This is a genomic window from Rhodococcus sp. ARC_M12, from assembly GCF_022810385.1.
GTDB classification, from domain to species: domain Bacteria; phylum Actinomycetota; class Actinomycetes; order Mycobacteriales; family Mycobacteriaceae; genus Rhodococcoides; species Rhodococcoides navarretei.
In genome coordinates this window covers 102,594-118,453 of sequence record NZ_JALGQI010000005.1, presented here as the reverse complement: position 1 = coordinate 118,453, position 15,860 = coordinate 102,594, and the positions used below count along the sequence as shown (strand labels likewise).

At 64.3% G+C, this 15,860-nt stretch carries 18 protein-coding genes; 12 read left to right on the top strand and 6 right to left on the bottom strand.

From position 1 onward, the window contains the following. Nucleotides 1-32: 32 nt before the first annotated feature. A complete protein-coding gene (locus MTX35_RS08535; RefSeq protein ID WP_243594552.1) occupies nt 33-845 on the bottom strand; it encodes a hypothetical protein in 813 nt (270 codons plus the stop codon). Nucleotides 846-994: 149 nt separating this feature from the next. On the opposite strand from MTX35_RS08535, the gene MTX35_RS08530 reads away from it, so the two are divergent. From MTX35_RS08530 to MTX35_RS08520, 3 genes are all read left to right on the top strand, one after another. After that, a complete protein-coding gene (locus MTX35_RS08530; RefSeq protein ID WP_032397398.1) occupies nt 995-1,411 on the top strand; it encodes a DUF3151 domain-containing protein in 417 nt (138 codons plus the stop codon). 64 nt (nt 1,412-1,475) lie between these two features. Continuing rightward, entirely contained in the window at nt 1,476-2,543 is a 1,068-nt protein-coding gene (locus MTX35_RS08525; RefSeq protein WP_374230263.1) for an aromatic acid exporter family protein, read from the top strand. Between the two features lie 79 nt (nt 2,544-2,622). Continuing rightward, nucleotides 2,623-3,552 (top strand): cation diffusion facilitator family transporter, encoded by a 930-nt coding sequence (locus tag MTX35_RS08520; protein WP_243594551.1) that lies wholly within the window; start codon nt 2,623-2,625, stop codon nt 3,550-3,552. Here MTX35_RS08520 and MTX35_RS08515 read toward each other — a convergent pair. From MTX35_RS08515 to MTX35_RS08505, 3 genes are all read right to left on the bottom strand, one after another. Further along, nucleotides 3,542-4,009, bottom strand: a complete 468-nt coding sequence (locus MTX35_RS08515; RefSeq protein ID WP_243594550.1) for a pyridoxamine 5'-phosphate oxidase family protein — start codon at nt 4,007-4,009, stop codon at nt 3,542-3,544. The two genes, MTX35_RS08520 and MTX35_RS08515, sit on opposite strands and share 11 nt — an antisense overlap. A 127-nt stretch (nt 4,010-4,136) precedes the next feature. Beyond that, nucleotides 4,137-4,910, bottom strand: coding sequence for a site-2 protease family protein (locus tag MTX35_RS08510; RefSeq protein ID WP_243594549.1), 774 nt, complete (start codon nt 4,908-4,910; stop codon nt 4,137-4,139). After that, nucleotides 4,907-5,572 (bottom strand): hypothetical protein, encoded by a 666-nt coding sequence (locus MTX35_RS08505; RefSeq protein WP_243594548.1) that lies wholly within the window; start codon nt 5,570-5,572, stop codon nt 4,907-4,909. The genes MTX35_RS08510 and MTX35_RS08505 overlap by 4 nt, the downstream gene beginning before the upstream one ends. Before the next feature lie 202 nt (nt 5,573-5,774). Between MTX35_RS08505 and MTX35_RS08500 the strand changes: the two genes are divergently transcribed. The 8 genes from MTX35_RS08500 (at nt 5,775) to MTX35_RS08465 (ending at nt 12,529) form a co-directional block, all read left to right on the top strand. Beyond that, nucleotides 5,775-7,064 carry an adenylosuccinate synthase gene (locus tag MTX35_RS08500; RefSeq protein WP_243594547.1) on the top strand — a complete coding sequence of 430 codons (1,290 nt, stop codon included), beginning with the start codon at nt 5,775-5,777 and terminating at the stop codon, nt 7,062-7,064. A 245-nt stretch (nt 7,065-7,309) separates the two neighbouring features. Next, nucleotides 7,310-8,092, top strand: coding sequence for an alternate-type signal peptide domain-containing protein (locus tag MTX35_RS08495; protein ID WP_243594546.1), 783 nt, complete (start codon nt 7,310-7,312; stop codon nt 8,090-8,092). A gap of 12 nt (nt 8,093-8,104) precedes the next feature. After that, nucleotides 8,105-8,659, top strand: coding sequence for a hypothetical protein (locus MTX35_RS08490; RefSeq protein ID WP_243594545.1), 555 nt, complete (start codon nt 8,105-8,107; stop codon nt 8,657-8,659). Beyond that, nucleotides 8,656-9,255 (top strand): signal peptidase I, encoded by a 600-nt coding sequence (locus MTX35_RS08485; RefSeq protein WP_243594544.1) that lies wholly within the window; start codon nt 8,656-8,658, stop codon nt 9,253-9,255. Before MTX35_RS08490 ends, MTX35_RS08485 begins: the two co-directional genes overlap by 4 nt. Continuing rightward, a complete protein-coding gene (locus MTX35_RS08480; RefSeq protein WP_243594543.1) occupies nt 9,252-9,761 on the top strand; it encodes a hypothetical protein in 510 nt (169 codons plus the stop codon). The genes MTX35_RS08485 and MTX35_RS08480 overlap by 4 nt, the downstream gene beginning before the upstream one ends. Further along, nucleotides 9,761-10,372, top strand: a complete 612-nt coding sequence (locus MTX35_RS08475; protein WP_243594542.1) for a SipW-dependent-type signal peptide-containing protein — start codon at nt 9,761-9,763, stop codon at nt 10,370-10,372. The genes MTX35_RS08480 and MTX35_RS08475 overlap by 1 nt, the downstream gene beginning before the upstream one ends. Nucleotides 10,373-10,375: 3 nt before the next feature. After that, nucleotides 10,376-11,998, top strand: coding sequence for a signal peptidase I (locus MTX35_RS08470; RefSeq protein ID WP_243594541.1), 1,623 nt, complete (start codon nt 10,376-10,378; stop codon nt 11,996-11,998). A 90-nt stretch (nt 11,999-12,088) separates the two neighbouring features. Further along, nucleotides 12,089-12,529, top strand: coding sequence for an LGFP repeat-containing protein (locus MTX35_RS08465; RefSeq protein WP_243594540.1), 441 nt, complete (start codon nt 12,089-12,091; stop codon nt 12,527-12,529). A gap of 68 nt (nt 12,530-12,597) precedes the next feature. On the opposite strand, the gene MTX35_RS08460 is transcribed toward MTX35_RS08465, so the two are convergent. After that, nucleotides 12,598-13,137, bottom strand: a complete 540-nt coding sequence (locus MTX35_RS08460) for a methylated-DNA--[protein]-cysteine S-methyltransferase (protein ID WP_374230258.1) — start codon at nt 13,135-13,137, stop codon at nt 12,598-12,600. Nucleotides 13,138-13,213: 76 nt separating this feature from the next. Between MTX35_RS08460 and MTX35_RS08455 the strand changes: the two genes are divergently transcribed. Continuing rightward, nucleotides 13,214-14,695: a PLP-dependent aminotransferase family protein gene (locus tag MTX35_RS08455; RefSeq protein WP_243594539.1), complete on the top strand. Its 1,482-nt coding sequence runs from the start codon at nt 13,214-13,216 to the stop codon at nt 14,693-14,695. Nucleotides 14,696-14,779: 84 nt separating this feature from the next. On the opposite strand, the gene MTX35_RS08450 is transcribed toward MTX35_RS08455, so the two are convergent. Then, entirely contained in the window at nt 14,780-15,856 is a 1,077-nt protein-coding gene (locus MTX35_RS08450) for a CaiB/BaiF CoA-transferase family protein (RefSeq protein WP_243594538.1), read from the bottom strand. Nucleotides 15,857-15,860: the final 4 nt, after the last annotated feature.

The window sequence follows — 15,860 nt, the reverse complement described above, 5'->3', positions numbered from 1 at the left end:
AGTGGGCTACGAAGTTCCGTGCACATGCAGCGTCAGCTGCACACCTTCCACTGATCGCCTTCGAGGCGCAGGTCGAAGGTGCGCGGCGATCGATCGTTCGGGTTGGCGTCGGTGTGCGCGATCACCTGGGCGATCGCGGTGGTGTCGTCGCCGACCTGGATGGCGTCGATGCTGTCGAGGGTCGGTATGTTGCCCTGCTCCAGCGAGACTCGATGAACGTCGGCGAATTCGGCGTCCGGGATGTCTCGGTAGAAGGCCGCCAGATCACCGCACGAGGTGCTGCGTAGCGTCGCGAGGTCGCCGCCGGCCAATGCTCGGGTGAACGTCTCGACGGTCGTCCTGATCCGGGCCTCGGGGGAGTCCTCGACGCTCGTGCGGTCGATCAGCACGTACGCACCGGCGGCCACTGCCGCGATCACGACAACAGCACCTATCAGCGCCGCCCACCACTTCTTGTGACTCGGCTTGCCGGACTCTGTCGGCGACCGCCCGACGCGCTGGGGACCGACCTGCTTGGGCCCGGCCTGCTGCGGCTCGATCTTTCGAGGGCCGACCGGCTGCGGCACAGCTGCAGGCGCTTTCTTCTCCGGCGCGTTCGACGGGTTTCTCGGCGGGATGCGACGCGGTGCCGCGGTCGGCCTCGCGGACGGTTCCACCGGCGATTGTGCGGTCGGCTCGGTTCCCCGGTCCGGGGTGGCGTCGGCAGGCACCGCGTCCATCTTCTCGGTTGCCGCGTCCTCGGCAGGGGTTCCTGCGGTCTGGTCGGCCTGTTTCTTCTTGCCCAGATCGATCTTCTCGGTGGCTGCGTCGGCCTCGGAGGGCGCCTTCTTCTTCTCGTCCGGCATGCGTTCTCCCTCGTTCACCGAATTCTTCCGAAAACCCAAATGTTCTCGATTTCGTCAGCTGGCAGCCTATCGACCGTGTCCGCGGCCCAGCGCGAGCGTTCCGGGGGTGTTCGGACACGATTCGGTGACGTAGGGGCACAATGAGCGCCATGACTTCTTTCGGTGATCTGCTCGGACCCCAACCCACACTGTTGCCCGGCGACGACGAGGCCGAATCCGCGCTGCTGAACCACGAGGCTCCCGAAACGGTCGCGGCTGCACATCCGACGGCGTCCATCGCGTGGGCCTATCTGGCCGAGGCCGCGCTCGAGTCGGGTGCCACCATCACTGCGTACGCCTACGCGCGTACCGGCTACCACCGAGGCCTGGACCAGTTGCGTCGTAATGGATGGAAGGGATTCGGGCCGGTCCCGTACAGCCATGAGCCCAACCGCGGATTCCTCCGATGTGTCGCAGTCCTCGCCAAGGCGGCCCGCGACATCAACGAGCACGACGAGTACGCCCGCTGCCTCGACCTCCTCGAAGACTGTGACCCCAAGGCAGCAGAAGCGCTCGGCCTGGGCTGATCGAACCCGCGCCAGCCGGGCGCGGGGCCGGACCCGGCTGAAGTCGGGCACTGCTCGGCTGAAGTTGTCGCTGCTGCCGATCATTCAGTGCGCATTGGCGGCAGGTGTGGCGTGGTTCGTCGCGACGGACATCGTCGGCCACGAGAGCCCGTTCTTCGCGCCGATCGCCGCGGTGGTCTCCCTCGGCGTCTCGCTCGGTGCTCGGCTGCGCAGATCGGCCGAGCTCGTCGTCGGAGTGACGGTGGGCATCGGCGTCGGAGATCTGCTCATCTCGCTGATCGGCAGTGGGCCGTGGCAGATCGCGCTTGTGGTCGTGTTGGCCATGTCGGCTGCGGTGTTCCTCGACGGCGGGCCGATCATCGCGATGCAGGCCGGGTCGTCCGCTGTGCTGGTGGCGACACTCATTCCGCCCGGCAACATGGGTGGCCCCAACCGCATGGTCGACGCGTTGGTCGGTGGTTTGGTGGGCATCGCGATCGTGGCGTTGATCCCGACACATCCGGTGTGGCGGGCCCGCAAGGATGCGGCGAGCGTGTTGGCGACGGCTGCGAGTGTGTTGCAGAAGGTGGCCGACGGTTTGGTGGCGAACGATCCCAAACCGATCGAGGAGGCGTTGCGCAAGGCGCGTGCGACGCAATCGGGTATCGATGCTCTGCGTACCGATCTCAAGGGCGGCCGGGAGATCGCGCGAATTTCGCCGATGTACTGGAATCACCGCAATCGTCTGGCGGCGCTCGCGGCCACGGCCGATCCGATCGACAACGCCGTCCGCAACATTCGGGTGCTCGCGCGACGGTCGCTGACGTTGGTGCGCGACGACGAGATCCTCGATCCGCGCGTCGTCGACGAGGTGGAGAAGCTGGCGCATGCGGTCGAGGTGCTGCGGCAGATGATTCTCGCCGACCCGGGGCAGAAGCCGGATGCGGCAGAGGCGGCACGAGTGTTGCGATCGGTTGCGGCCGGTGCCAAGCCGGAGCTGATCTCGAACGCCGGTCTGTCGGCGACGGTGGTCCTGGCGCAGCTGCGGTCGATCATCGTCGACCTACTGCAGGTCGCGGGCCTCAAGCGTATTTCCGCGTTGGCGACGCTGCCGCCGACGGTGAAGCACCCGCACGTCCCACCGGAGTTGTGACCCGAACACACCATTGCATATATGCGTATGTACGCATATGGTGACTTCCGGAAGTCGACATCGGTCACCAGGGGGAGTCATGGGCGCGGGCCACGGGCACAATCACGGCGTGGGCGGTCACTCGCCCGCAGGTGCGGGGCCGCCCCGATCCCGCGTGCGCAAGATGGTCATCGCGCTGGCGATTCTGGTGGTGTTCCTCGTCGTCGAGGCCACCGTCGCCGTGGCAATCGGCTCGCTCGGCCTGCTGGCCGATGCTGGCCACATGCTCACCGATGTACTCGGCATGTCGATGGGTCTGATCGCCCTGATGCTCGCCCGCAAGGGAAGTGCCGTAGCGGCAAGAACATTCGGCTGGCATCGAGCAGAGGTATTGACGGCCATCGCGAATGCCGTTCTGCTGCTCGGCGTTGCGGCATTCATCATGTACGAGGCGATCTCGCGCATCGGTGATGCTCCCGAAATACCTGGCGTGCCACTCATTCTCACCGCGTCGGCCGGTCTCGCCGCCAACATCGTCGTCATGCTGCTCATTCGCGGTGACGCCAAGGATTCCCTGGCCGTCCGCGGTGCATACATGGAAGTTCTGGCCGATGCGGTCGGCAGTGTCGGTGTGCTCGTGGCCGGCGTGCTGATGGTCGTGTTCGGGTGGACCTGGGCAGACATCGTCGTCGGCGTTCTGATCTCCCTCTGGGTGATCCCGCGTGCAATCAAGCTCGCCGGCTCGGCGCTGCGCATTCTCACGCAAGCGAGTCCGGCGGACGTCGACGTGGACGCGTTGACCGGCGACTTGAGCGCTCTACCGGGGGTGACGGGAGTTCACGACCTGCACGTGTGGACGCTGACCACCGGAATGGACGTGGCCACAGTGCACCTCGAGTGCGAGGGCTCGTCGTCGATGGTGCTCGATCGAGCCCGGTCGTTGCTGTCCACCTACGGCCTCGACCACGCCACGGTGCAGGTCGAACCGGCGGCTCACGGGCGGACCTGCAAAGAAGAGCTCACCTGGTGACGGTGCGCACCGCGGAGCCAGGACGCCACACGTCGATCTGCATGTGATCGTCCACCAGCGATGTCAGCACGACCTCGGTGATGTCGAGGTCGAACACGTGATACGGCACCAGCTCGCCCGGTGATGCGTCGAATATCGGTTGCAGCACAGCAGGATCGGTGATCTCGACTGCGCGTCCGCCGATCTTCGCATCTCCGCCCTCCATCGAATGGTGCCCCGGGTTGCTATGCAGCGCGAACCGGCCGTCGCGCTGCAGATCCCGCGCTTTGACGGCCCCGAGCATCGAACCGAGGCGCAGCACACCGCCGGCGTCGAACTCCACTTCGGTTCCGCTCACGCGCGGTGAACCGTCTGCTCTCAATGTCGCGAGAACATGATGCTTGTTGGCGGTGAATCTGGCGTGTACCGCCGAGGCCAGGTTCGGGGCGGCTGTCGAGAACTCGTTCCACGTCGTCATGGCGGAATTATGCGTCCCGGTACCGACAGTCGGGAAACACTGCACACAACTTTTCGGAAGCGACGGAATCCCGTCGATCGCGGTCGATATCGTGCAGTCTTTCCCGCGGCTTCCGCACGAAGCACAGTTACAGCCAGAACCGCATCAGGTAGTTGCCGTTGCCGGCGAAGAACTCGGGCACACCGGACAGCCCGAACAGGGTATAGATGGCCCCGAAGAATGCGGAGTTGACTGCGGGCACGAACAGTAACGCGACGAGAACGAGGATTCCGTAAACCTTGAACTGGTTCAGCGACGCACGGGTGGCAGGCGAGAGCGAGGGCTCGAGTGCGGCGTATCCATCGAGTCCCGGTACCGGAATCAGGTTCAGGATCGTGGCCATGATCTGCAGGAACGCCAGAAAGCTGAGCCCGTACCAGAAGGCCTGATGGGTGCCGTCGGTGCCGAAGATTCGAATGACGATCAGGAGTATCACGGCGAGAACGGCATTGGCGAACGGTCCGGCTAGGGCGATGCGCCGCTGCGTCGACGCGGAGAACTGACCGGTCCGGAGGTACACGGCCCCGCCGGGCAGCCCGATCCCGCCGATCGCGATGAACAACACCGGCAGCACGATCGAGAGCAACGGGTGGGTGTACTTCAGCGGGTTGAGCGTCAGATAGCCGCGGAGCTCGACTTCCCGGTCGCCGGCCCGGAAAGCGGTGTACGCGTGACCGAACTCGTGCAGGCACACCGAGGCGATCCAGCCGGCGAGAACCAACACGAACACACCGAGGCGGGCGGTGACGGATGTGACGTCCTCGGCCGTCCACGCGAGGGCACCGCCCACTCCGGCGACGGCGAGAACGGCCACGAACACCGGGCTGGGCAGCACGGGACTGCGGCGCAACGGAACGGTCATCGGACCAGCAACCACTCCTGGTGGTGACGGTAGAACGTCGACCTCTTCACTGTTCTGTCGCCGGCGACGCCGTCGCGCATCAGGTCTGCGGCGGGGGAGCCGAGCTGCATCGCGCGTCCGCTCACCCAGCGGCGAGGTAGCAGGCGTCGACGGCTGATCACGCGCGCACGCAGACCCGGCAGCTCAGGAGTCGGTGCCACCTCGACGCCTGGTACGACCCCGGAGAACAAGCGAGTGTCGTCGACGTAGGCCTCGCCCTCGAGTTCCTCACCGCCCGCGCCGCCGAGGAACGCTCGACCGACGACGGCCTTGCCCGCGTCGTCGCGAATGAGGGGCGTGCTCGACGCTTTCCCGGTCAGCGCGACTTTCGCGGCGCGGGATCCGGTGCCGAGCTTGTAGATGTGAGCTGCGTTGGTCGCGGTGTCCGGCACGAACGCGACCTCGACGTGGAGGCGATCGGTGCGCATCAGTCTGGTCAGCACAGCAGCCAGCGAGGCGTCGTCGCCCAGCACGATGATGCGGGGTGCGGGAGCGTCTTCGATGTCGGCGAAGATCGCGCTGCAGTCGTCGTCGGTCGGTACGGCATCGGCGTTGCGCAACGGGACGTCGGTCAGCGTAATCGGCAGCGGCGGGTTACCGCAGTGCAGAACGAACGGTGTCACGGCGCTCCTAGATCTTCGGTGAACCCTCGAACGACCATAGTGCCCTCGTTTCGGCTCCACCGTAGCGGCATGCGGGCCAGCTCACCGCCTCGGCTAGACTGTTCTCCCGGCCACTGTCGCGCCTGCGACAGATGGTGACTGCTGCGTTCGACCGAGCAAAACTTGCAGCACGTCCTCGCACGAAAGCAACGTAGGAGAGCACATGCCGGCGATAGTCCTGATCGGCGCCCAGTGGGGCGACGAGGGCAAAGGCAAGGCCACCGACCTTTTCGGTGAGCGCCTCCAGTGGGTAGTTCGCTACCAGGGCGGCAACAACGCCGGCCACACCGTGGTTCTGCCGAACGGCGACAAGTTCGCATTGCACCTGATTCCGTCGGGAATCCTCACCCCGGGCGTGAAGAACGTCATCGGCAACGGCGTCGTCGTCGATCCCGGTGTGCTGCTCACCGAGCTCGACGGACTCGAAAAGCGCGACGTCGATACCACGAACCTGCTGCTCAGTGCCGATGCGCACCTGATCATGCCGTACCACGTGGCCATCGACAAGGTGACCGAGCGTTTCCTCGGTGCCAAGAAGATCGGCACCACCGGCCGCGGCATCGGGCCCTGCTACCAGGACAAGATCGCCCGCGTCGGAGTCCGAGCCGCCGATGTGCTCGACGAGAAGATTTTGACCCAAAAGGTCGAGGCCGCTCTGGAATTCAAGAATCAGGTGCTCTCGAAGATCTACAACCGGCGGGCGTTGGATTCGCAGCAGGTCGTCGACGAGGTGCTCGAGCAAGCAGAGGGCTTCAAACACCGCATCACCGATACCAGGCTGCAGCTCAACCTGGCCCTCGAGCGCGGCGAGACCATTCTTCTCGAGGGATCGCAGGGCACGCTGCTCGACGTCGATCACGGCACCTACCCGTACGTCACGTCCTCGAATCCGACGGCCGGCGGTGCATCGGTCGGTTCGGGTATCGGGCCCAACAAGATCGGGACCGTCCTCGGCATCCTGAAGGCGTACACGACTCGCGTCGGCTCCGGTCCGTTCCCGACGGAGCTGTTCGACAATCACGGTGAGTACCTGGCCAAGCAGGGCGGCGAGGTGGGCGTCACCACCGGTCGCGGACGTCGCACAGGTTGGTTCGATGCCGTCATCGCGCGATACGCCACCCGCGTCAACGGCATCACCGATTACTTCCTGACGAAGCTCGACGTGCTGTCGAGCCTGGACACGGTCCCGATCTGTGTCGCGTACGACGTGGATGGTGTGCGACACGACGAGATGCCGATGACACAGACCGGTTTTCATCACGCGAAGCCGATCTACGAAGAGATGCCCGGTTGGTGGGAAGACATCTCCGGTGCCCGCACCTTCGAGGAACTGCCGATCAACGCGCAGAACTACGTGCTGCGTCTCGAGGAGCTCTCGGGTGCGTACATGTCGTGCATCGGCGTGGGACCGGGACGCGACGAAACCATCGTTCGCCGGGACATTCTGCGGTAGGCAGTCCGGTCGAGATCGAAGCCCCGAGGCAATCAGCCTCGGGGCTTTTCGTGCCATGGGTACTCGAGCTGAATTCGGTCCGAAAAAAGGTCGAAAACGATCTGCAGGGCGTTGAACCGCGGTCCTTGCACAGACCTGCCGCTCTTCCATCTCCATTTTCGGTCGACGATGTTGGTAAACATGCCGTTTACGTGTCTACCGCTGCTTTACAGCTGAACTAAATGTGTAAACGTAGAGTCCGAAAAGTGCGGTTTAAAAGTCTCCTGGACTTTTACTCTCACATGGGTAACGGGCCAGCTGGTCATGGCGAAACAATGAGCATCGCACCAGTTGCGGAGGCCCATGTTTCGGCCGACCGACCCGCACCGGGTCACCCCCTCACCGGCCTGTTCTCGAAGGCCTACGAAGAAAGCAGAACGTACATGAACAAGGCAACCAAGGGTGCAGTAGCGGCAGGGGCGGCGGCGGTCCTGCTGCTGGGTGGTATGGGTTCGCTGGCTCTGTGGAACGACAGCGAAACACTCGGCGGTGGAACGATCACGTCCGGCGATCTTCGCCTGACTCTGGTCGAGGACTCGGAGCAGTGGCAGGACGTCTCATACGACGTCACGCCTGCGGTGGACATCGATATCAACGCCTTCCGCATCGTGCCGGGTGACACCGTCGCGTACACGGCTGACTTCTTGGTCGAGGCCGAAGGGGAGAACCTGACCGCGAACCTGACAGCTGACATCAGCAACGTCGTGGCCGCCGAGTTGCCGAACTCGGACGAATTGTTGGCCGCCATCACTACGTCGGTTGCCGCCACCGACGCTGACGACGCTCCTCTGCCTACGGATGGCGCGGGAACCGCCGTGATCACTCGAACGACGAGCGCACCTGCTGACCAAATCATCAGCGTCGAGGTTCGATTCACATTCGACCGCGACACAGGCGAATTGATCGGCCAGACCGGCACCGAGGCGCAGAACCAAAGCATCGATCTGACGGAATTCACGCTTGATCTCACGCAGATCCGTCCAATCTAAGTCCTGGTTTCTTTGAAGCACGGTCGATACTGGGCGCTGGCAGCCGCGTCCGTCCTTGTGGTGAGCTTCGGCTCGGCACAGGTGACGGGCGCGCTGTGGCGCGATGAAGAGGTGATCGGGGGCGGCACCATCACCTCGGGCACCTTGGACATCAAGCTGGGCCCGGAGGGGGCCGCCGAGGTCGCCGACTTCGTCATCCCGGGGCTCGGTAACGACGCCCTCACGCCCAACGGTTTCGCACAAGCGCCACTGCTGATTCGCAACAACGGAACCACCCCCTTCGTCTTCCGGTTGCAGAGCACCACCGTGAACGGACCTTTGCCCTTCGTGCTCACGGCGAGCACCGTCGCCGACGTAGAGGCATGCCCCGCCACCGGTGCACCGACCGGCGCTTCGGTCCTGTACACCGGGAACGCCGCAGGTGCTCAGATACCGACCGCACCCGCAGCCCGCCCTCTCGCTCCCGGATCGAACGAGGTGTGGTGCGTTCGTCTCACCACCTCCGATCAACCACCCCAGAGCGCTACTTCCAAAGTGATGTTCTCTTTCCGAGCGGATCAGGCATGACCACCGACGACACCGATGTCATCCCGGTCGTCCCTCCGCGCGAGGATGAGGACGAGCACACCGGAGTGTGGTGGTGGGTGAGCCGGATCGGCTCATACACACTGCTTGCGGTGATGGTTCTGATTCTTCTGGCCACCGTCGTTGTCCCACGAGTCACCGGATCGACTCCGTACACCGTCCTGACTCAGTCGATGGAACCGACGTATCCCCCTGGCAGTCTGATCGTCGTGCGGCCAGTCGAGCCGAGCGAGCTCGCCATCGGAACGCCGATCACCTACCAATTGCGTTCCGGCGAACCCGAAGTGGTGACTCACCGCATCGTTGCCACCCGGCAGAGCGGGCGCGGAGAGCAGACATTCATCACCCGCGGTGACAACAACGGCGCTGACGACGAGAACCCGGTGCAGGTGGGTCAGATTCGCGGTGAGGTCTGGTACTCGATTCCGTATATGGGCTACGTCAACAACTGGCTCAACGGGGAGCAGCGCAAGATCACGGTCGCGGTCATCGTCATCGGTCTGGTCGGCTATGCGCTGGTGATGTTCGTCGGTGCAGGTATGGATCGCTACCGAAACCGGAAGGAGCAGGCGCGGTGAAGCACAGCACGTTCGTCGCCTGCACCGCAGCTTTCGCGGGCAGTTCGGTCGTTCTGCTGATGGGTGCTGGTCCAACGCAAGCGGCGCAGACGATCAAGTACAGCGCCGACGGCGAGCGGTGGGATACCGATTTCACAAGCCCGTTGTTCGACAAGGACATTCGGTGGGTTCCGCAGGACTCTCGCAGTTCGCAATTTCATGTGTTCAACGACACCGACACCGACGGGCGGTTGTGGGTGTCTCTCGACAGTGACAATCCGGCATTCGTTCGTGCACTCGATGTTTCGATCAGTGACGCCGTGACCGAGTCGTGCGCGCTGACCGTCATCCCCGCCGGGGAGAAGAAACGTATCGACGTGGTCGTAGCGATGTCCGAAGCAGCCGGCAATGACACCCGAACCTCAACCGCACGAATCGATCTGATTCTTCAGTGGGACAACAGCATGAGCGACGTGTGCCCGGAGCTGTCGGGTGCACGGATGGATATGGAAGGGGCGCAGCCGTGATGTCGCGTCACAAGGACTCAGTCGGGGCGAAGACGGTTCTTCACCGAATCGGCCTCGCGCTGATCAGCGCTCGGGCTCGGGCCATCATGTCGATCGGCATCGTCCTCGGCCTCGGTGCCGTGGGAACCCTTGCTGCATGGTCGGATACGGCAACAGCGACGTCGGGAACGTTCACCACCGGGCGACTGGACATCTTGGTGGGTACCCCCGCGATCCCAAACAATCCGCCGGTGTTCAGCACCACGCTGACCAACCCGGCGATCTTTCCCGGTGACACTGTCGCGGCCGGATTGCTGGTGAGCAACGCAACCGGTTCAGTGGCCAATACCTACACCATTTCCGTGGTGGCCAGCAATGCTGCACTGGGTAGCGTCCTCAATTCTTCGGTGCATCTCGGTACTGCAGCCTCGGGCACAGCGTGTACGAACGCTGCGGCCAGCACCGTCACCGGTCTCGGAACTTCCAAGTCGTTCGTGGGGCTCAGCCGCCCACTGGCGGTCAACGGAAGTGATCAGCTGTGTATCAGCGTGACCATGCCGACTGGGACGCCGCAGCCGAACCCTGCCGTGACCGGCACCATCACGTACACCATCACCGCGACGTCGCTGTAGATCATGTCCGACACTCACACCGTTCCTGAGACTCGATCTCGTTCGCGCCGGTTCCGCGAGATCGCTCTGAGCATCGGAGCCGTCGCAGGACTCATCTGCGTGCTCTTCGCGATTGCTGCCGTGTTCTTCGGGATCACCCCTCTGATCTTCCGGTCCGGGTCGATGGCACCGACCATCGACATTGGGGCACTGGCGTTGAGCAAGACCACCCCGGCCGCGGAGATCGAGATCGGCGACATCGTCAAGGTCACCAACGCGTCGGGAGCAGGAATCACTCACCGGGTGGTCGAAATCGGGGCGGTCGGAACCGACAGCGCACAGCTGTTCTTGAAGGGGGACGCGAACGCCGAGCCCGATGCCGAGAGTTACGTGGTGTCCGAAGCCGATCGCGTGTTCTTCAGCGTCGGGAAACTGGGCTACGCGGTCACCTGGCTCAGCGGGCCCGTTGCGGTGTTCCTCGGCGGCATCGCCGTGGGCGCACTTCTGATGACCGCGTTCGGATTTCGCAGATCTTCTGTGGATTCCCCTTCAAAGCCCGACGAAGAAGATCGACTGCAGGAACCGCCCAGTGGGCGGCACAGTGCGCCGAAGCACGGCGCGTCCAGACTCAGTGTGGTGCTCGCGTTGGCGGCCATCTCGGCGGTGGGTATCAGTGCCTCGAATACTCCGACAACCCTTGCTGCTGGCCAGGATACGGCCACGGCCCTCAGTGGCACCATCACCACGGCGTTGCCGATTCCGGTACCGCAATCGGTATTGTGTACCAACCGTAATGGAGTTATCGGACTTCTCGGTAACTACGTGACCTTGTCCTGGGCGTCCGCGGGAGCTGGATTCACCTATAGGTGGACCATCCGTCGAGCCGGTCAAACGGATGTCACCGGCAACGTCTCGACGAACTCTGTCGACATACAGAACGGACTTCTGCTCGGTGGCACCCGCACCGGTACCTGGATCTTCTCGGTACAGACGGTATCCGGCACTCGATCGTCCGGTAATAGCGCCACCCAGAATGTAGTCATGAACGGGGGGCTGCTGCCCAGCTCTCGGTGTGAGACGCCAGGCGTAGTCGCCCGCAGCGCCGCGCGAGCAATCGTTCCCGAAGCCACGACGCCCGCCCCCACGGTAACGTCTCCGCTCGTCCCGGAGTCGACCACAGCACCCGCCCCGACTACGACGGATCCGTCGGTCACCGAGGAGTCACCGGCTGGGCCGCCGGTCGAGGTTCCGCCGACCACGACTATCCCGTCGACCACCCCCGACACACCTGCCGCCGCCCCGGCCCCGGCACCGGAAGAGACCACAACCACCCCGCCGGCTCCCGTGGCCTTGTCCACCCCGCAGACCTCGCCGTCGGGTGCGTCGACTGCCAGGGTCGTCGACATCGACGGCTCTCCGACTCTGCAGATCGTCGACACCACCGGGGCAGTTCAGTACAGCGCTCCCGCCTCGTCCAGTGAGGCGTACGGCTACGGCGTCAATTGGTCGGCTGGGGATCAGCTGTGGCTACTGGGTCCGGATCAGCTCGTTCGTCTCGACGGCAGCGGCGGTTCGTGGTCCCGGTCGGTGGTCGATCCGACGGCAACGGATCAGATTCCGCCGGAGATTCTCGCGCTGTTGAATTAGCGATCTCTTACATATATGTCCGAATCGAACTGCACATCTGCTCGTCTTTGTGGATAATCGAGTCCAGGTAAAGCGACGGAAGGTCGGGCTATGACTGACAATTACAACGGATTGGAAGTTTTCAGCTACCAATTTGATCGCTTCGCTTACGAACATCCCTGGATCGGTGCTCAGGCCGGTGAATTCATGCTCGGCCCCGAGGGCGGGGGAATGCTCGAATTCACACACGCGACCGTGTTCGCCCTTCCCGAGGGTGGAGCCCATGAAGTGCACGGCCCCATTCTCGATTGGTACCTCGGTCACGGGGGACCCTATGGCGCACTTGGCTATCCGATCAGCAACGAGCGCCCGACGCCCACCGGCTCCGGTCGTTACAACCTCTTTCAGCGCGGAGCCATCGGTTGGTTGCCCGGTGTCGGCGCTTTCACGATCGGCGGTAGTGCGGAGGAAACGGACGTCAGTCCCGGGCCGGAAGCGGCTTTGGTATCGACGGTCGGCAGCTCGATCCCATCTTTCGAGATATCGGCATAAAATACATTCCCCGTCCCTGTTTTCGGCGGTCTATTCAAACCGAGAGTCCGAATAGCGGCGAGGTCAATTCAGAACAGTGTCGGCTCGTCGAATCCCGGTACTCCCTCGATCCCGAGTATTCGTTGTTTGGTGTTCGCCCCACCCGGTGCCGAGAACCCGCCGACTTCCCGACCCGCGCCGAGTACTCGATGGCACGGGACAATGATCGGCACCGGATTGCGCCCGAGCGCCCCGCCCACTGCTTGCGCCGCGCCGGGATGGCCGAGTCGGCGAGCGACGTCGCCGTAGGTCAGTGTCGCGCCCCGCGGAATCTCGCTGCACACGGTGTATACCGAGGCGTCGAACTCGGAGACGTCGAGAACCAGCGGAATCGGGCTCATATCGACTGCCCGTCCATCGAGCAGGGCGACGATTCGCTCGATCGCGTCGCCCGCGAGTCCGTCGCCCGGTCCCTGAACGGCACCGAAGCCGGACAGGTAGTCCAGCATCGCCTCGTCCGACGGTTCGGGCAGAGCGACGGCAACCACTCCGTCGTCAGTCCAGGCGATGCCGCAGCGGCCGATGGCGGTGTCGAAGAGCGTGCAGCTCGGCATGGGTCCAGTATCCATCCGTACCACTTCGGCAGTCCAGTTGAACCAGGAATGGACTTGAATATCAGAGGCCAGTGGGCGAATACTGGAAAGCATGGCCTCGAGAGTTCTCAACGCAACGTCACTGGCCCGCGATCTCGGTAGCTGGCGCGGCGACGCGTCTTCCGATGGATCCGGCAGGCGCAAGGCGTCGCGTCCGACGTATCGTGCGTTGGCCGACGGCGTCCGTCTGCTCATTCACGACGGCCGAATTCCGCTCGGAGTCGGTCTGCCGAGCGAGCGTGATCTGTCGGCGGCTCTCGATCTCAGTCGCACCACCATCACGTCCTCGTACGCGGTGTTGCGAGACGAGGGTTATCTGATCAGCAAGCAGGGATCGCGCAGTACCGTCGCCCTCCCCGCTGCACCCACCCCGAACGGACTGTTGATTCAGTCGACGTCGCCCTCAGGTCCGGTGGTGGACATGTCTCACGCGGCGATGTCCGCTGCAGACGGCACCATGACCGCCGCGTACGAATCTGCGCTGCAAGCACTTCCGACGTATCTTCCGACGCACGGCATGGGACCGATCGGACTGGCGGTGCTGCGGGAGGCCATCGCCCAACGCTTCGTCGAACGTGGCCTGCCGACGACGGCGGATCAGATCATGGTGACGTCCGGTGCGCAGCAAGCGGTTCGGCTGCTGCTGGGCACGTTGACGTCGCCCGGTGATCGGGTACTCATCGATCACCCGACGTACCCCAATGCCCTCGAGGCGATCAGAAGGGTGGGTGCCCGGCCGGTGCCGGTGCCGGTCCGTCCTGCGAACGGTGACTGGGATCTCGACGGGATTCGCAGTGCCGCACGGCAGACCGCCGCCAAGGTCGCGTATCTGATTCCGGATTTTCACAATCCCACCGGTCAGGTGCTCGATGCCGAGGGGCGGGCCGAACTCGCACGCATCACCCGCGACACCCGGATGACGCTCATCGTCGACGAGACGATGGTGGACCTGTGGCTCGACGCTCCGCCGCCGCCGCCGGTTGCGTCGTTCGGGCGGGTCTCGGGCTCCGATATCGTCACGATCGGCTCTGCGTCCAAGTCGTTCTGGGGCGGGCTGCGCATCGGGTGGATCAGGGCGCATCCGTCGCTGGTTTCACAGCTGGCCGGCTCGCGCGCAGCGCACGACCTCGGCACCTCGATCATGGATCAGTTGGCGTCCTCTTTCCTACTGCAGGACGCCGAACCAGCGCTCGAACTTCGTCGATCGCAACTACGTGAGCGCCGTGACGTACTCGAAGATGCTCTGGCCGAACATCTTCCGGACTGGCGCTATCGCCGCTCCGAGGGCGGAATGTCGCTGTGGCTGCAGCTGCCTGCTCCGGTGTCGAGTGCGCTCGCCGCTACTGCTCCGGCGTTCGGGGCGGTGCTGGCTGCGGGTCCACGATTCGGCGTCGAGGGTGCCTTCGAGCGTCATATCAGATTGCCGTACACCCGTGAGCCGCAAGAGCTTCGGGCAGCCGTCGCCGCAACGGCCGGGGCGTATCGAGCCCTCGCTCCCAGCGCAGAGGCGGAGCAGCCGGCCCTGGTGTTCTGAGCGGTTATGTTCTGACCGCGAACTCGAAGTTATGGATGGAAATGAGCCGAAAAGCGTCCACAACTTCGAGTTCGGCACAAACAGTTACGCCCAGACCGACGCGATGTCGGTAGCCGCGGCGGGCGGTGGCGTCGGGACCCCGTTTTCGGTGCGGGAGAACCGCGGTGCCGGACGGTGCTGCGTGACGCCGCCGACGTCGATGAGCGAGTCGCGATCCTTCATGTGCGGGTGGTTCGGGGCCTCGGCGAAGGTGAGGACCGGTGACACGCACGCATCGGTGCCGTCGAAGATCGCGGTCCACTTGTCACGGGTCTTGGACAGGAATGTAGCGACAAACTTTTCGCGCAACTCCGGCCAACGAGACTTGTCCATCTGCGGCGGCAGGTCCGCATCGGAGAGGCCGAGGCCGGTGAGCAACTGCGCGTAGAACTGTGGTTCGAGCGAGCCGACTGCCATGTACTGGCCGTCGGAGGTCTCGTAGGTGTCGTAGAACGGAGCGCCCGTGTCGAGCAGGTTGGTGCCACGCTCGTCGCTCCACGCTCCGACTCCGCGCCAGGCCCAGATCATGTGCGAGAGTGCTGCGGTGCCGTCGACCATGGCGGCGTCGACCACCTGTCCCTGTCCGGAGTTCTGGCGCTCGTAGAGCGCGGCCATGATGCCGAAGACGAGGAACATCGAGCCGCCGCCGAAGTCGCCGACCATGTTCAGCGGCGGCACGGGCCGCTCACCCTCGCGGCCGATGGCGTTCAGGACACCGGTGACGGAGATGTAGTTGATGTCGTGGCCCGCGGTCTGCGCCCAGGGGCCTTCCTGGCCCCAGCCGGTCATGCGCCCGTAGACCAGGCGCGGGTTGCGGGCGAGGGCGTCGTCGGGTCCGAGGCCGAGGCGCTCGGTGACGCCGGGGCGGAAACCCTCGATCAGCACGTCTGCGCGTTCGACGAGACCGAGCACCTTCTCGATGTCGGCCGGGTCCTTGAGGTTGGCCTCGACGATGGTGCGGCTGCGCAGCTGGTGGTCGTGAGGAGAGATCTGCCCGGCGCGCTGGACGCGCACCACGTCTGCACCGAGGTCTGCCAGCAGCAGTGCGGCGTGTGGGCCGGGGCCGATGCCCGCGAGTTCGACGATGCGGAGCCCTGCCAGCGGTCCACCAGTGTTAGCCACGTTT

Bases quoted from the DNA above. Each gene is read 5' to 3' on its own strand.
- MTX35_RS08475 (WP_243594542.1), top strand. From the start codon at position 9,761: ATGTCGCGTCACAAGGACTCAGTCGGGGCGAAGACGGTTCTTCACCGA.
- MTX35_RS08485 (WP_243594544.1), top strand. From the start codon at position 8,656: ATGACCACCGACGACACCGATGTCATCCCGGTCGTCCCTCCGCGCGAG.
- MTX35_RS08455 (WP_243594539.1), top strand. From the start codon at position 13,214: ATGGCCTCGAGAGTTCTCAACGCAACGTCACTGGCCCGCGATCTCGGT.
- MTX35_RS08510 (WP_243594549.1), bottom strand. From the start codon at position 4,910: ATGACCGTTCCGTTGCGCCGCAGTCCCGTGCTGCCCAGCCCGGTGTTC.
- MTX35_RS08470 (WP_243594541.1), top strand. From the start codon at position 10,376: ATGTCCGACACTCACACCGTTCCTGAGACTCGATCTCGTTCGCGCCGG.
- MTX35_RS08500 (WP_243594547.1), top strand. From the start codon at position 5,775: ATGCCGGCGATAGTCCTGATCGGCGCCCAGTGGGGCGACGAGGGCAAA.
- MTX35_RS08520 (WP_243594551.1), top strand. From the start codon at position 2,623: ATGGGCGCGGGCCACGGGCACAATCACGGCGTGGGCGGTCACTCGCCC.
- MTX35_RS08465 (WP_243594540.1), top strand. From the start codon at position 12,089: ATGACTGACAATTACAACGGATTGGAAGTTTTCAGCTACCAATTTGAT.
- MTX35_RS08530 (WP_032397398.1), top strand. From the start codon at position 995: ATGACTTCTTTCGGTGATCTGCTCGGACCCCAACCCACACTGTTGCCC.
- MTX35_RS08460 (WP_374230258.1), bottom strand. From the start codon at position 13,137: ATGGATACTGGACCCATGCCGAGCTGCACGCTCTTCGACACCGCCATC.
- MTX35_RS08515 (WP_243594550.1), bottom strand. From the start codon at position 4,009: ATGACGACGTGGAACGAGTTCTCGACAGCCGCCCCGAACCTGGCCTCG.
- MTX35_RS08535 (WP_243594552.1), bottom strand. From the start codon at position 845: ATGCCGGACGAGAAGAAGAAGGCGCCCTCCGAGGCCGACGCAGCCACC.